This window comes from Microbacterium invictum (assembly GCF_034421375.1).
GTDB classification, from domain to species: Bacteria; Actinomycetota; Actinomycetes; order Actinomycetales; family Microbacteriaceae; genus Microbacterium; species Microbacterium invictum_A.
On record NZ_CP139779.1, the window covers coordinates 690,501 to 704,237 of the forward strand.

Annotated in this window: 15 protein-coding genes; 14 read left to right on the forward strand and 1 reads right to left on the reverse strand. The window is 67.5% G+C overall.

Features of this window, described 5'->3' with window-relative positions:
* The first annotated feature begins 368 nt into the window (after window positions 1-368).
* Window positions 369-698: a hypothetical protein gene (locus T9R20_RS03320; RefSeq protein WP_026095586.1), complete on the forward strand. Its 330-nt coding sequence runs from the start codon at window positions 369-371 to the stop codon at window positions 696-698.
* Here T9R20_RS03320 and T9R20_RS03325 read toward each other — a convergent pair.
* Window positions 679-1,525 (reverse strand): IS5 family transposase gene (locus tag T9R20_RS03325; RefSeq protein WP_416182964.1). Its coding sequence is split into 2 segments (ribosomal slippage): window positions 679-1,242 and window positions 1,244-1,525, totalling 846 coding nucleotides; the frame shifts between segments, so codons are not numbered across the junction. The genes T9R20_RS03320 and T9R20_RS03325 overlap by 20 nt on opposite strands.
* A gap of 394 nt (window positions 1,526-1,919) precedes the next feature.
* Here T9R20_RS03325 and T9R20_RS03330 point away from each other — a divergent pair.
* The 13 genes from T9R20_RS03330 to T9R20_RS03390 all read left to right on the forward strand — a co-directional run bounded on the left by T9R20_RS03330 (window position 1,920) and on the right by T9R20_RS03390 (window position 13,676).
* Window positions 1,920-2,372: a hypothetical protein gene (locus tag T9R20_RS03330; protein WP_039712034.1), complete on the forward strand. Its 453-nt coding sequence runs from the start codon at window positions 1,920-1,922 to the stop codon at window positions 2,370-2,372.
* Window positions 2,373-2,465: 93 nt separating this feature from the next.
* Window positions 2,466-3,134 (forward strand): DsbA family protein, encoded by a 669-nt coding sequence (locus T9R20_RS03335; RefSeq protein WP_179561481.1) that lies wholly within the window; start codon window positions 2,466-2,468, stop codon window positions 3,132-3,134.
* A 26-nt stretch (window positions 3,135-3,160) separates the two neighbouring features.
* Complete coding sequence (locus tag T9R20_RS03340; protein ID WP_322411144.1) at window positions 3,161-4,153, forward strand: flavin-containing monooxygenase; 993 nt, start codon at window positions 3,161-3,163, stop codon at window positions 4,151-4,153.
* A gap of 13 nt (window positions 4,154-4,166) precedes the next feature.
* Entirely contained in the window at window positions 4,167-4,901 is a 735-nt protein-coding gene (locus T9R20_RS03345; protein WP_322411145.1) for a copper resistance protein CopC, read from the forward strand.
* Between the two features lie 43 nt (window positions 4,902-4,944).
* Entirely contained in the window at window positions 4,945-5,442 is a 498-nt protein-coding gene (locus T9R20_RS03350) for a signal peptidase II (protein WP_322411146.1), read from the forward strand.
* Window positions 5,439-5,774: a DUF6804 family protein gene (locus T9R20_RS03355; protein WP_322411147.1), complete on the forward strand. Its 336-nt coding sequence runs from the start codon at window positions 5,439-5,441 to the stop codon at window positions 5,772-5,774. The genes T9R20_RS03350 and T9R20_RS03355 overlap by 4 nt, the downstream gene beginning before the upstream one ends.
* Window positions 5,771-6,373, forward strand: a complete 603-nt coding sequence (locus T9R20_RS03360) for a TlpA disulfide reductase family protein (RefSeq protein ID WP_322411148.1) — start codon at window positions 5,771-5,773, stop codon at window positions 6,371-6,373. Before T9R20_RS03355 ends, T9R20_RS03360 begins: the two co-directional genes overlap by 4 nt.
* Window positions 6,370-7,137, forward strand: a complete 768-nt coding sequence (locus tag T9R20_RS03365) for a cytochrome c biogenesis CcdA family protein (RefSeq protein WP_322411149.1) — start codon at window positions 6,370-6,372, stop codon at window positions 7,135-7,137. The genes T9R20_RS03360 and T9R20_RS03365 overlap by 4 nt, the downstream gene beginning before the upstream one ends.
* On the forward strand, window positions 7,118-8,812 hold the full coding sequence (resB, locus tag T9R20_RS03370) for a cytochrome c biogenesis protein ResB (protein WP_179561437.1): 1,695 nt from the start codon (window positions 7,118-7,120) through the stop codon (window positions 8,810-8,812). The genes T9R20_RS03365 and resB overlap by 20 nt, the downstream gene beginning before the upstream one ends.
* Entirely contained in the window at window positions 8,809-9,750 is a 942-nt protein-coding gene (locus T9R20_RS03375; protein WP_179561438.1) for a cytochrome c oxidase assembly protein, read from the forward strand. The genes resB and T9R20_RS03375 overlap by 4 nt, the downstream gene beginning before the upstream one ends.
* Window positions 9,751-9,753: 3 nt before the next feature.
* Window positions 9,754-11,373 (forward strand): apolipoprotein N-acyltransferase, encoded by a 1,620-nt coding sequence (lnt, locus tag T9R20_RS03380; RefSeq protein ID WP_322411150.1) that lies wholly within the window; start codon window positions 9,754-9,756, stop codon window positions 11,371-11,373.
* A gap of 50 nt (window positions 11,374-11,423) precedes the next feature.
* Window positions 11,424-12,773, forward strand: coding sequence for a M23 family metallopeptidase (locus tag T9R20_RS03385; protein ID WP_248242376.1), 1,350 nt, complete (start codon window positions 11,424-11,426; stop codon window positions 12,771-12,773).
* Between the two features lie 270 nt (window positions 12,774-13,043).
* Window positions 13,044-13,676, forward strand: a complete 633-nt coding sequence (locus T9R20_RS03390) for a M23 family metallopeptidase (RefSeq protein WP_248242377.1) — start codon at window positions 13,044-13,046, stop codon at window positions 13,674-13,676.
* Window positions 13,677-13,737: the final 61 nt, after the last annotated feature.

The window sequence follows — 13,737 nt, forward strand, 5'->3', positions numbered from 1 at the left end:
CCGTCAACGATTGGCCCAGAGCTGGGGGACAGGCGGCAGGTCTGGCCGGGGCCCGAGAGCCTTAGTGATGTACTCGTGCCACGCCATGCCGCGTCCTCATGGGCGATTCGCGCCGTGGCCGACGACACCATCTGAGACGCACGACCGCTCCGGAGAACCTCGGTCAACGCGAAGCCGGCGGCCTCTCTACGGCGCGGACACGAGAGCCGAACCGAAACGTGAGGGCGGGCGCCCGCGAGCGGGTCGTTGGGCGGGCCCCGCGCGTGTGTGGTTCCTCGAGTGCAGGGCTGGGCGCGTGCGATTAGGGCGTGTTGATCAAGAAGGTGCGGGGTGGCCAGCCGCCGCGAGTTGCGCGGGAGAATGGGCGTGTGAAGATCCAGGTGCTGCATATCGAGGATTGCCCGAATTGGCAGGAGGCGGGCGATCGAGTACGGCTGGTGCTCGACTCGATCGGACGGGGCGATGTTCCGGTGGAGTTCGTGTTGATCCGCACCGAGGCTGAGGCGGTGAGCTCTGGTTTCGCGGGCTCGCCCACGATTCTTCTGGACGGTCAGGACTTGTTCCCGTCCCAGGGGAACACTGCCGACTTGGCGTGCAGGGTCTATCTGACCGAGCGCGGCTTTGCGGGTGCGCCGACGGTGGGACAGCTTGAGCGCACGCTGCAGGAGCGCGAAGCGCTCAGCGGAGATCGGTCTTGATCCAGATCAGCGCCGCGGCGAGGCTGACGGCGGCTCGGTAGTTGCGGGCGAGTTTGTCCGAGCGCATCGCGATGCCGCGCCACTGCTTGAGACGGTTGAAGCAGCGTTCTACGACGTTGCGTCCCTTGTAGCGTTCCTTCTGCTTGTCGCCGAAAGCGATCGGCCGGCCCGGCTTCTTGCGGCGGTGCGCGATCTGGTCGTCCCGCTCGGGGATGGTCGCCGCGATCCTCCGGTCGCGGAGCCAGGCGCGGTTCGCCCTTGAGGGGTACCCCTTGTCGGCGAGCACCCGGTCGGGGCGGGTGCGGGGGCGGCCCTTCCCGTCGCGGGGAACGCGGATGTTCTCCAGCACCGCGCTCATCATCGTGGTGTCGTTGATGTTCCCGGCGGTGATCATCATGCTCAGCGGCCGGCCGCGGCCGTCGCAGACCAGGTGCAGTTTGGTCGTCAGCCCGCCGCGGGAGCGTCCGATCCCGTGATCAGGCGGCTCGGACCACGGATTCTTGTGATTCGGCACAGCCCCCTGTGTCCGGGGCGAGGGTCGCGCCGTGCTGATGCACGCGCGCGATCGTGGAGTCGATCGAGACGACCCAGTCGATTTCCCCAGCGGCGTCGGCCTGCTTCTGCACCTCGGTGAGCAGCTTCTGCCAGGTGCCGTCCCCGGCCCACCGGTTGAACCGCTTGTAGATCGAGTTCCACTTCCCGAACCGTTCCGGAACGTCACGCCACGGCGCACCGGTCCGGTACTTCCACGCCATCCCCTCGATAGCGAGCCGGTGATCCGTCCACGGCCGCGACCGACCGGTCACCGTCGGCATCAACGGCTCCATCACGGCCCACACCTCGTCAGAGATCTCCTGTCGCGTCACCGTTCAAGACTCACCCACCGAGGAGCGGAACCTCTTGATCAACACGCCCTAGTAAGCCTGATCTGCACCCTCGCCAGCTTCATCCCCGTTGAGAGCTTCCTAGCTCGCTCCATGCTCGTCATCGTGCCCTATCTGCTCGTGCCCGCCGGCCTCGCCGCCACGGCGTTCGCGGTCGTCGCCGCGGTGCTCACGCACAGGTTCCGGCGGGCGAGCCGAAGCTGACGCTTACAGCTGTAAACCGGGGCCCCGCAGTGGCTCGGCCGAAGAGAACCGGGAAGGGGCTCCGACGCCCGCTCGCCAGCAGGGATGTGTCGGCATCTGAGTGCTCTTTGGTGTGCACTGTAGGCTGTGGGGGATGGTCTCTTCAGCCCGGATTCCGCGTTCCGCGACGCTGAACGAGCAGTGGTTGATAATGAGGCTCATTACTAGCATCGGTCTGGCGTTGCTACTGATGCTCGGTCTGGCAGCAACGGCGCATTCGGAATCGAGTGAGGCGACGTCTATTCCGCTCGTGGTATCCGGGCTGATGGACCCGCACGTGGAACCGGTGGCCGACGCCCCCGCAGAGCACGAGGAAGTCGGCAGCGGCGCATGGTCCGGATCGAACGCGCTGGCCGGTGCGGCGTTGTGTGTCTTCGGTGTTCTGTGTGGCCTCACATTCATGGTGGCTTTGCGAAGGCTATGGCACCGACGGATGCCGCCCGTTCTCCGTGAGGCACCTCGGGTGCCTTCGCTGTTTCCTGCGCCGGCCCTGAGCGCGCACCCGGTCGTGTTGTCGTTGACTCAGCTGGGTCTTTCTCGAACCTGACATCTGGCACGCCGCCCCGTGGTGGTGGTGTTTCGTCCCGGGCTGTGTGTGCTCGGGTGCTGTCCTGTGTTGTGTCTTGGTTTGGAGTACCCGATGAAAACGTCAGTAAAGGCGACGTTGATCAGTATTGCCGTTGTGGTGGTGCTGATTGGGGCCGCGTTGATCTATGTCCTTATCAATCAGAGCAAAGCCGCTCTGCCCTCATCCGGGAACGGCTCCTCGTCGTCGCAGCTGGTGCGGCAGAACTCGCACATTCTCGATGGCGGAGGTGAGGGAGCGGTCACGGTGGTGGAGTTCCTGGATTTCGAATGCGAGGCATGTGGGGCGTTCTACCCGATTGTGGAGGATCTGCGGGAGCAATTCGACGGGGAGATCACGTATGTGGTCCGCTACTTCCCTCTTCCGGGTCATTTCAACTCAAAGAACGCCGCGGTAGCTGCGGAAGCGGCCGCGCAGCAGGACCGGTTCGAGGACATGTACCACCGGTTGTTTGAGACTCAGGCGGAGTGGGGCGAGGCGCAGGAGTCGCGTGCCGATTTGTTCCGCGGCTTCGCGGAAGAGCTCGGCCTGGACATGGCGGCCTATGACGCCGCGGTGGCGGACCCAGCGACGACCGAGCGTGTCGAGTTTGACTTCGAGGAGGGGCGCGCTCTGGGGGTAAGGAGCACACCTACGTTCTTCATCGACGGGAAACTCGCCGAGCTGCAGGAGTGGGATGACCTGGAGAATGCCGTCCAGGCTGCGGTGAGCGGTGGGCAGTGATGCGGACGGGGTTGTCGCATCGTCGGGTGATCGTCGTCGGCGCCGGGCAGGCCGGTCTCGCGGTCGCTGTGGCGCTGAGCGCTGTAGGTCTTCGACCGCAACAGGATTTCGTGGTGATCGACGCGGCCCCGCCTGGGCACCGTTCCTGGGCGTCGCGGTGGCATTCGATGAAGCTGCTCAGCGACGCCCGCCACAGCGCGCTGCCTTCCCGACGGCTGCTGGGTGATCAACACCGGCATCCGCGCGCGGATGAGATGGCTGACTATCTCACTTTCGTAGAAGCAGGCTTTGGTGTGGAGACGGTCTGGGGCGTCCGCGCGACCAGGGTGGAGCATCGGGGAGATGGCTCGACATTGTTGTTGTCGACGACAGCGGGTGAGGTGCAGACCCGCAACGTGGTCTGCGCGACCGGTGCGCACACTCACCCCCGGGTTCCCGATTGGGCGAGCGGGCTGACGGTGCCAGGGATAGTGATGCACAGCAGCGAGTACTTGTACCCAAAAGAGATCCCCGCTGGCGACGTGCTGATCGTCGGCGGCGGAAACAGCGGTGTGCAGCTGGCCCGCGAATTATCTGCCTCGCACACCGTCACGCTGTCCGTGCGCACTCCGCGGCAGCATCGGCCTGAGAGAAGCTACCCCGCCGCAGCAGGTGAAAGCGTGTCGCTGTTGTCGCGGAAGAGGCGACCCGAGCCTGTCTTTGGCGACAGCTACGAGCGGCTTCGCCGTGCGGGCGTTACGATCACCCCCGCAGTGGAAGCCGCTAGCGGCGCGGTAGTGACCTTCGCCGACAGCACCCACTTCTCCCCCCGATCGGTGATTCTCGCAACCGGCTACGACCCTGGTGATCGTTGGCTGCCGCAACCGCCCAGTTCTCCTCGGCCTCGGCGCACCATGACCGGTCTTCCCGGGTTGTTCGTGGCGGGGATGCCGCAGTACGGCGGTCGCGGGTCCGACACCGTGGCAGGGGTTCGGAGAGACGCGACGACGATCGCCCAGCACATCATCAACCGGCCCTGAAAGGACCGAGACCATGACCTCTATACCCGTTGCCGTCCGCGCATCCCGGCGCCGATCACCTACCCCCGGGGTCCGTCGACGCTCCGTTCTGCCCGGGCTGGCGGCGCTGCTGCTGACCGCCGGTCTGCTGTTCGCCGTTGCAGCTCCCGCGGCCGCGCACGATGAGATCGTCTCGTCCTCCCCGGAACCCGGTTCCACGATCACCGTGGTCCCGGAGGAGATCTCGCTGACCTTCAGCGGGGAGATTCTCACCGATTTCAGCGCGGTGATCATCGAGGTCGTCGCGGCAGACGGGCAGAACCTCGCGTCCGGAGACCCCATCATTGACGGGACCACCGTCACCCAGGCTGTGCGGCCGGGTCAGACTGGGGTCTTCACGGTGCGGTGGCGGGTCGTCTCCAGCGACGGGCACCCGATCAGCAATGAGTACCAGTACACCGTCGAAGCCGTCGCGGTGCCCACCAGTACCCCCATCTCCGAAGCGAACGAGCAACAGACACCCGAACCGTCTGCGACGACCCCGGCCGCGACCTCCGCAGAGGTTCACAACGGCCCCTCCGGAGGAGGGGAGCTTCTACCCGTCTTCGCGGTCGTGAGCGGTGTAATCGTTGTCGGCGGCGCTCTGATTGTCGTACTCATGGTGGCTCGAGAGCGCCGCCGACGCGACAGAGCAGCCGCAGCTGCTTCGTCCGGTCAAGGCGGCGAAGTGGGCGACACGGGGAAGGACGCTCTGGCCGATGAATCGTGAGCAGTCTCGACAATTTGCGATCGCGTGCTCAGCGGCCGGTGTGGTGGTTCTGGTTGATCAGGCGTCAAAAGCGGCCGCGCTCAGCGGGTTGAGCCTGGACGAGCGGGTCCCGCTGCTGGGAGATCTGCTCGGGCTGCAGCTCGCGTTCAACCCGGGCGCAATCTTCTCTCTCGGCGCCGAATTCACGGGGGTACGCACTCTCCTCGGCGTGGGCGCCGTAGTGGTGCTGATCGTCGCTGCGGCGCGGGCGCGGACGGGATGGTGGGCGGTGGGGATCGGGCTGATCCTGGGTGGCGCAGTCGGAAACCTGATCGACCGGCTGTTCTCCCCGCCCGGGTTCGGGGTCGGGCACGTCACCGACTTCCTCGCCTATGGGACCCTGTTCATCGGGAATCTCGCCGATGTCGCCCTCGGTGCTGGCGTGATCGTGCTCGGCCTGAACCTTTGGATCCGCCACCGGCGCGCCCGCGCGGGCACAACGAATGACGGGGTGACCGGCGGGGCGGCGCCGGCGGCGGGATCGGCGGTGAGCTGGTCATGATGGCTAAGCAGCGCACCGCGTCCGTGTATCAGCGGAACGCGTTCGCTCCGGGGCTGCTCGCCGCCGCGGTGCTGTTCTTCGCACCGGGGCTTATGGGCGGGGACTGGTTCACGGTGGTGCTGTTCGTCGCCGCGATCTTCGCGGTCATCGTCGGTTGGTTCGCGATTCAGGCGCGGCAGTGGTGGTGGGTGCCGGTGTTCGCCGCGATTGTGGTGATCTGGAACCCGGTGTTCCCGTTGCCGTTCACCGGTCCGGTGTGGACCGCCGCGCAACCGGTCGCCGCAGTCGTGTTCCTGATGGCCGGTGCACTGATTAAGGTCAAGCGACCATGAACCACCGCGCTCTGAAGGCAGTCGCCTCGGTCCTGCTTGTTGCCGTGCTGCTTGCTGGGTGCGGATCTAGCGACTCGCTCGCGCAGCAGTACCGGAACGGAAACGAGAAGGGCTTTATCGCCGGCGATTTTCAGGTCATAGAGATCCCGGAAACCGACCGCGGAGAACCGGTCGAGTTCGAGGGCGTCACCGAGACCGGGGAGACGGTGTCCGGTGACGACTACCGGGGCGGGGTGTTGGTGGTGAACTTCTGGTACGCCGCCTGCGGGCCGTGCATCGTCGAGGCGCCTCTGCTCGAAGAGGTCTGGCAGAAGTACCAGGAGCAGGGTGTCGGGTTCCTCGGGGTCAACACCTACGATCAGCCCGCGACCGCGTTGTCTTTCGCCCGCGACAACAACGTCACCTACCCGAGCGTGATCGACGTGAACGACGGGCGGGTGAAACTCGCCTTCGCGCAGGTCACCCCAATTCAGGCCACCCCCACCACCCTGGTCATCGACCAGGAAGGGCGGGTCGCGGCGCGGATCATCGGTCAGTTGGCCAGCGCGTCGATCCTGTCCACTCTGGTTGCCGACACCCTCGCCGAGGACACCCCGTGAACCCGGGAGCGGTCATCGTCGACGGCGCCCTGTGGGCCGCGATCCCGGTCGCGATCCTCGCCGGGCTGGTCTCCTTCGTGTCCCCGTGCGTTCTCCCACTGGTGCCCGGTTACCTCGGTTACCTCGGCAGCACCACCACCACGACAACATCCCCCTCCGTGAACGGCGCGCGCACCGCCACTGCGGAGCGCGCCCGGCTGCTGCTGGGCGTGACGCTATTCATCGCCGGGTTCACGGTCGTCTTCGTCGCCGTAACGATCCTCGGGGGCACCTTCGGATACCTGCTGCTGCAGTACGCGGGCATCCTCACCCGTGTGTTCGGAATAATCATCATCGCCCTGGGGCTCGTGTTCCTCGGTTTCTTCGGCATCGCGCAGCGCACCCTCCGCCCGCGCGCCCAGGGCAGGGCCGGGCTGATCGGCGCGCCGCTTCTGGGGTTCGCGCTCGGCGTCGGCTGGACTCCGTGTATCGGCCCGACGCTCGCGGCGATCATCTCGATGTCGTGGAACCTCGGCGACCCCGCCCGCGCCGGCCTGCTCGGGCTGGCGTACTCGCTGGGCCTGGGCATCCCGTTCCTGATCCTCGCGGCCGGGTGGGGCTGGGCGTCCCGATCGGTCACGTTCCTGCGCCGCCACATCCGGGCGCTGAACATCATCGGCGGGGCCATGCTCATCGCCCTCGGCCTGCTGATGGTCACGGGACTGTGGACGGCGCTGATGTCGCAGCTGCAACAGGTGGTGATCAATGTCCCCCTCCCGCTCTAACACGGGCACGGACGTGACGGCCGATCCGCTGCGCCCGGGCGATCACGCCGACACCGACGTCGATGCCGCAACCGAGATCACCCAGCCGACGCTCGGCATCACGGGCTGGCTGCGGTGGGCGTGGCGGCAACTGACCAGCATGCGCACCGCGCTGGTGCTGCTGCTGTTCCTCGCCATCGCCGCCGTGCCCGGGTCGCTGTTCCCGCAACGCAGCGCCGACCCCAACGGGGTCATCCAGTGGGAGCGAAACAACCCCGATGTCTTCCCGCTGGCGGACGCGGTTGGGCTGTTCGACGTGTACCTGTCGCCGTGGTTCTCCGCGATTTACCTGCTGCTGTTCACTTCCCTGATCGGTTGCGTGATTCCACGCGCCAAGCATCATTACAAGGCGCTGCGCACTCGCCCGCCGCGCACCCCGGCGCGGCTATCACGCCTGTCCGAGTACCGAGAGGTCACCATCCCGGTAGGGGACGCGCAGCCCGACGTCGCCGCGCACGCGGTTGACGTCGCGGCAGAGCAGCTGCGTAAGTCCGGGTACCGGGTGGAACGCTACGACGCCCGCGGCGCCGCGTCGGTGTCTGCCGAGCGCGGATACCTGCGGGAAACCGGCAACCTCATCTTCCACGTCGCCCTCGTCGGTGTGCTGGTCTCTGTGGGAATCGGCGGGTCGTTCGCGTACACGGGGCAACGAGTGGTGGTGGAAGGCACCACGTTCGTGAACGCGCTCAGCGACTACTCCTCGTTCAACCCCGGCCGGTTCGTCGACGGCACAGGTCTTGCCCCCTACTCGCTCACCCTCGATGACTTCCAGGTCTCCTACCGGCTCCCTGGCACCCCGGGCGCAGGCCAGGCCGGCGACTTTTCCGCGGACGTCACCATCCGCCAGCCTGGGCAGGATGACCGGCCGCAGAACGTGATCGTGAATTACCCGATCACCGTCGAGGGTGACCGGATCTACCTGCTCGGCAACGGCTACGCCCCCACCCTCACGATCCGCGACGCCGCCGGCGAGGTGGTGTACAGCGAGTCGCAGCCGTTCCTGCCGCAGGACGGCAACATGACCTCGCTAGGGATCATCAAGATCCCGGATGGGCTACCCGAACAGGTCGGGTTGGTCGGGTTCTTCTACCCCACCCAGGGCGTCTTGCCCTCCGGCGCGTTTACCTCGATCTACCCCGACGTCATCAATCCCGTGATGACGCTCAATGTGTTCAGTGGTGATCTGGGCATCGACGACGGCACTCCGAGATCGGTGTACACGCTCGAAGTGGACGGGCTGACCCAGCACACCGGCGGCGACACCGCGGTCGATTCGCTCGAGCTCACTCCCGGCGCCACAGTGGACCTGCCGAACGGGTGGGGCACGATTACGTGGGAGGAGGTCACGGCGGAGGAGCCGGTGAAGCGGTTCGCGTCGTTGCAGATCCAACGGGACCCCAGCAGCGGCTGGGTGCTCGCGTTCTCGGTCCTTGCCACCCTGGGCCTGTTCGCCGGCCTGTTCGTGCCCCGCCGGCGGCTCTGGGTGAAAGCGCACACCACCCCGGGTGGCGTGCACGTCGAATACGCGGGGCTGGCCCGCGGCGAAGACCCTGCGTTGGCACGCGCCGTCGACGAGTTCGCGGCCCGCCACGCGCAGATCCTCGGCGTCGAGCCGCCGGCGAAGGGTACGCCGTGACGACCGTGTGGATTCCGGACGCCCCGCCGACCCTTGGCGGGTTCCTCACCCCGGCCCCACTTCCGGCCCCGGTGTTGCCGATCCTCGCGGGGCTGCTCGCGGTCGCCTACCTGGCCGGCGCGATCCGCATGTGGGCGCGCGGCCGGGGCTGGCCGGTGTGGCGGACGATCAGCTTCCTGCTCGGCTGCGTCGCCCTCGCCGCCGTGACTGGGCTGGCGGTGGAGAACTATGGGTATGCCCTGTTCTCGGTGTTCATGTTCCAGCAGCTCACCTTGATGATGGCGATCCCTCCGCTGCTGGTTCTCGGCTCTCCCGGCACCCTGCTGCTGCGCGCTACTCCGCACCACGGCCCCGGTCTCCTGGTGCTCCGTGCCGCCAGCCACGGGCTGCGCAGTCGCACCGCGCGGTGGTTGCTCAGCCCGTGGCTGGCGGTGCCGCTGTACCTGGCCGCGTTCTATGGTCTGTACCTGGCGAACTTCGCCGACCCGATCCTGTCCACTATCACCGGGCACACCCTCCTCGAGGTCGGGTTCCTGGTCGCGGGGATGCTGTTCACCATCCCGATCCTGTCGTCTGACCCGCTGCCGGTGCGGATGAGTCACGGCGGCCGCGCCCTGGACGTGTTCGCCGAAGCCGCCCTGCACGCGTTCTTCGGCGTCTTCCTGATGATGGCCACCACCACCCTCATCGATGGGTTCGCCGGCCCGACGAGCGCGCTGGGCATCGACCCAATCGAAGACCAGGGCCTCGCCGGTGGGCTGGCCTGGTCCTACGGCGAGGCCCCCACCTTGCTGATGCTCATCTACGTCATGCACCGCTGGTTCCGCGACGACACCGCCCAGGCGGTCGCCGCCGACCGTCGCGCCGACGTCCACGGAGATCCCGAGCTCGACGCCTACAACGACTACCTCGCCCGCCTCCACCAGAAAGACACCTGAACCATGCGCACGACCCTGCCCACCCCTGCGTCGGCCGCCGCGCCGGAGCTGGAGGCGCCGCGCCGCACCGTTGCGGCGTGGTCGCTGCCGGTGTGGGCGGCGGTGCTGGCATCCGGGGCCGCCGGCCTGCTGCTGGATCTCGCCTCCGCGCCGGTGGGGTGGTGGCCGTTGACGTTCGTGAGCGTCACGGTCGCCCTAGTGGCGCTGATCGGCCGCAGCACCGGCGGAGCGTTACTGGTCGGCACGGTCTTCGGCGCCGTGTTCTACATGACACATCTGGTGTGGGTGGGGGAGTTCCTCGGCCCGGTGCCGTGGCTTGCCCTCGCCGGGCTGGAAGCGGTCCTGTTCGGCGCCGGTGCGGTGCCGATCACCCTCGCCTACCGGTGGACCGCCCGATATCCGGCCCGCGGGGCCGTGCAGCTGCTCGTGGTGCCGCCGCTGATCGCGGTTCTGTGGACAGCCCGGGAGGTGGTGATGGGCGCGTGGCCGTATTCCGGATTCCCGTGGGCGCGCCTCGGCATGACCCAGGTGGGCGGGCCGCTCGCGGAGGTCGCGTCGTGGACCAGCGTGAACGGCCTCTCCTTGCTGATTGTCGTGGTGTGCGCCTCTGTGGTGCAGTGGGTCCGCGCTGGCGGCCTCCGGTTCATGCTGGGGCTGCACCCTGCCGTGAGCGTCGCTGTTCTCCTGGTCGTGACACCGCAGTTCCCCACCGCGCCGGCCGGGGAGTTCCGCGTGGGATGGGTGCAGGGAAACGGCCCGACCGGGTACTTCGACGACAAGGCGCCTGGCGACGTCCTGGCCGCGCAGACCGCCGCCACTGTGCCGCTGTACGGGCAGCCGATGGATCTGCTGGCCTGGCCGGAGGGCGGCGTCGACGCCGACCCGCTCAGTGATCCCGCCGCCGCCGAGGCGTTGAACCGGGTCGTGCGCTCGGCCGAGGCCCCGCTACTGATGAACGCCGCCACCACCCGCGGCGACGATGTCTTCAACACCTCCCTGCTGTGGACTGCGGATCCCACGGACCGGCAGTGGCACGACAAGGTCAATCCGGTCCCGTTCGGGGAGTACGTGCCCGACCGGTGGTTCTACGAGCTGATCGTCCCCGACTTGGTGGGACTGATCCAGCGGGAGTACACCCCAGGCACCAATTCGCCGATTGTGCGGGTCGGCGATGTCGGGGTGGGGTTGGCGATCTGCTTCGACGTGATCTACGACGCTGTGATCTGGGAGGGCGCCCGCGCCGGCGCGGAGGTGTTCGTGTTCCAGACCAACAACGCCGACTTCCGTGGGACCGACGAGAATCTGCAGCAGCTCGCGTTCGCCCGGATGCGCGCCATCGAAACCGCTCGCGCCGTGGTCAACGTCTCGACGGTGGGCACCAGTCAGGTGATCGCCCCTGACGGCACCACCCTCGACAGTATCGGCGTCGACACCGCAGGCGCTTCGATCGGCGCCGTCCCACTGCGCACCGGACTCACCCCCGCGGTGATCCTCGGTCCCTGGCTCACGGCTCTCATCATCCTCGCCGCCGTCGGCGCTCTCACCGCGGCGGGGGTCTCCCAACGTGCTCGCACGTGTGCGGACGGCGCAGATCGTTCGACTAATCCGGGGAGGCAGTCATGAACACGCCACGGGTGAGGCCTGCCGGAGGTCGACTTGCCGGGTCGCGGCGAATGCTGGCGACGGGCAGTGATCTCACCCTTCCTGATGATTTGATGGCGGAGGAGTGTGGGTGCGCGCCCACGCCCGCGGAGAGCCGCGCATTCCGGGCTGGTGTGGGCCGGCGCACTCTGCTGACCGCGGGAATATTGAGCTCGGTCGCCGTCCTGGTCGGCGGCCCGCTGCTGCCGCCAGCGTTCGCGGCGACCTATCCGTCCTGGGAGGACGTGCAAGCCGCGAAAGCAAAGGAGGCCACCAAAGCCGCTGAGGTGCAGCGGATCCAGGGCCTTATCCAGAGCCTGAACGGTGAGGTGGCGCGCACCCGCACCGCCGCCGAGCAGGCCGCTGGTGCGTTCTACACCGCCCAGCAGGAGTATTTCGACGCCTCCTTCCGGGCCGACACGTTGGAGTCCCAAGCCGACGTGGAAGCGCAAAACGCGGCCGATGCGGCGAACAAGGCCGGCCGCATCGCCGCGCAGCTATACCGCGATGGGGGCGACACAGCCTCCCTTGAACTGTTCTTTTCCGGGTCGGCAGCGACCGCGGACGATCTCCTGTCCCGGCTGGGCGTGATGGACAAGCTGCTGGAACGCAACCAGGGAGCGTATGCGGCCGCGATCACCGCCCGCGATGCTGCGCAGAGCCTCACCGATCAGGCCGTGGTCGCCCGAAACGAACGGGACCGGCTGCAGCAGGTCGCCGAGCAGAAGATGCTCGAGTCGCAGCAGGCCGCGGATGCCGCACAGGCCGCGGTGGACGCGCAGACTCTCCATCTCGGCGAGTTGCAGGCCCAGCTCGCCGCCCTCGAGGACACCACCGCGAAAACCATCGCCGATTATCAGGCTGGAATCGAGGCTGCCCGCATCGCCGAGGAGCAGCGGCGAGCGGCGGAGCGTGCCGAAGCAGAACGGCTCGCCGCCTCGGGCGGCGGCGGGGGTGTGGTCAGCTCCGGATGGGCACGGCCGACATCAGGGAATCGCACGTCGGGGTTCGGGCCGCGCAGCTCCCAGTGCGGAAACGGGTACTGCTCGACCAGCTATCACTACGGCGTGGATCTCAGCGGCGGCTGCGGCGCGGGGATCTATGCCGTCGCGGCGGGCACCGTCGTCTACGCCGGGTACAACGGTGGCTACGGCAACTACATCAAGATCGACCACGGCGAGGGGATCGGCACCGGGTACGCCCACATCCGCAACGGCGGCTTCTACGTCGGGTACGGGCAACGCGTGAATGCTGGCGACCTGATCGCCCGTGAGGGAGAGACCGGCAACGCGTTCGGCTGCAACCTCCACTTCGAAGTGTACGTGGGCGGCTCCCCGGTCAACCCCGCCACTTTCCTCGCCGCTCGCGGCGTCTCCATCTGACCCGAAATGAAGGAGGACACCATGGCTGAACGGACCACCCCAACGGGGGATCACCTCCAGTCGGTCCCGACACGACGCAGTCTTCGAGGGCTCGCGACACCGCCTCCCGCTTCGTGCGCATCCGTGACGTCGCGCGCGCCCAGTGCAGCAAGTGCTCTGCGTAGGCCGACGTCGTTGCGCCCAGCACGGACGCTGGTAGTCCTTGCGATGGTTGCTGGTCTCGTTGCCACTTTTGCTCTCCCGGCGTACGGGGCTTGGCAGCCCGCGGACTTGGAAACCCGCTCACTGCAGCAGGTCGCTTTGGAGGACGCGCAGTCATTGGTCGTCGCGTCCGATGCGGGCGCAGCGCAGCTCACCCGCGACAGCTACGCTGCCACCAGTCAGGAGGAGATTGATCAGAAAAAGGCGCGAGAAGCAGCGGCACAAGCAGCCGCTGAGCGGGCGCGGGCGTCCGCGCAGGTTGCGTCGGTACCGTTCGACTACGGCATGGTGCCCCCTGGCAGCGGAGCCGTGCGGTGGCCGGTCGGTGGCCCGTTCACTGTGACAGACAGGTTTGGAGCTCGCGGCGGCGCGCACATGGGGACCGACATGGTCGCTGCCGGCGGCACCCCCGTCTACGCCTCCGTCGACGGTGTCGTGCGGATTTCACAGGACAGCTACGGCGCATACGGGGTCACCGTCGTCGTGGAATCCGTTCTGAACGGGCAACAGGTGAGGACGGTGTACCCCCACATGCAAACCGGCAGCCGACAGGTCGCCGCCGGTCAGACCGTCACGGCCGGGCAGACCGTCGGACTCGTGGGCAGCACGGGCCGCTCCACCGCGAACCATCTGCACTTTGAGGTCTACCTCGACGGAACCGCCGTGGACTCGCTGGCCTGGCTGGAAGCGAACGCGGGCTGACCCATGTGCCGCACGGATCTTCCGCACCACCCCGCTCGCGGGCACTCCCTGACCGAGATAA

What these genes read in the sequence shown, in the direction of transcription:
- T9R20_RS03330 (WP_039712034.1), top strand. Translation starts at nt 1,920, where the DNA reads ATGGTCTCTTCAGCCCGGATTCCGCGTTCCGCGACGCTGAACGAGCAG.
- resB (WP_179561437.1), top strand. Translation starts at nt 7,118, where the DNA reads ATGTCCCCCTCCCGCTCTAACACGGGCACGGACGTGACGGCCGATCCG.
- T9R20_RS03355 (WP_322411147.1), top strand. Translation starts at nt 5,439, where the DNA reads ATGATGGCTAAGCAGCGCACCGCGTCCGTGTATCAGCGGAACGCGTTC.
- T9R20_RS03385 (WP_248242376.1), top strand. Translation starts at nt 11,424, where the DNA reads ATGCTGGCGACGGGCAGTGATCTCACCCTTCCTGATGATTTGATGGCG.
- T9R20_RS03345 (WP_322411145.1), top strand. Translation starts at nt 4,167, where the DNA reads ATGACCTCTATACCCGTTGCCGTCCGCGCATCCCGGCGCCGATCACCT.
- lnt (WP_322411150.1), top strand. Translation starts at nt 9,754, where the DNA reads ATGCGCACGACCCTGCCCACCCCTGCGTCGGCCGCCGCGCCGGAGCTG.
- T9R20_RS03335 (WP_179561481.1), top strand. Translation starts at nt 2,466, where the DNA reads ATGAAAACGTCAGTAAAGGCGACGTTGATCAGTATTGCCGTTGTGGTG.
- T9R20_RS03360 (WP_322411148.1), top strand. Translation starts at nt 5,771, where the DNA reads ATGAACCACCGCGCTCTGAAGGCAGTCGCCTCGGTCCTGCTTGTTGCC.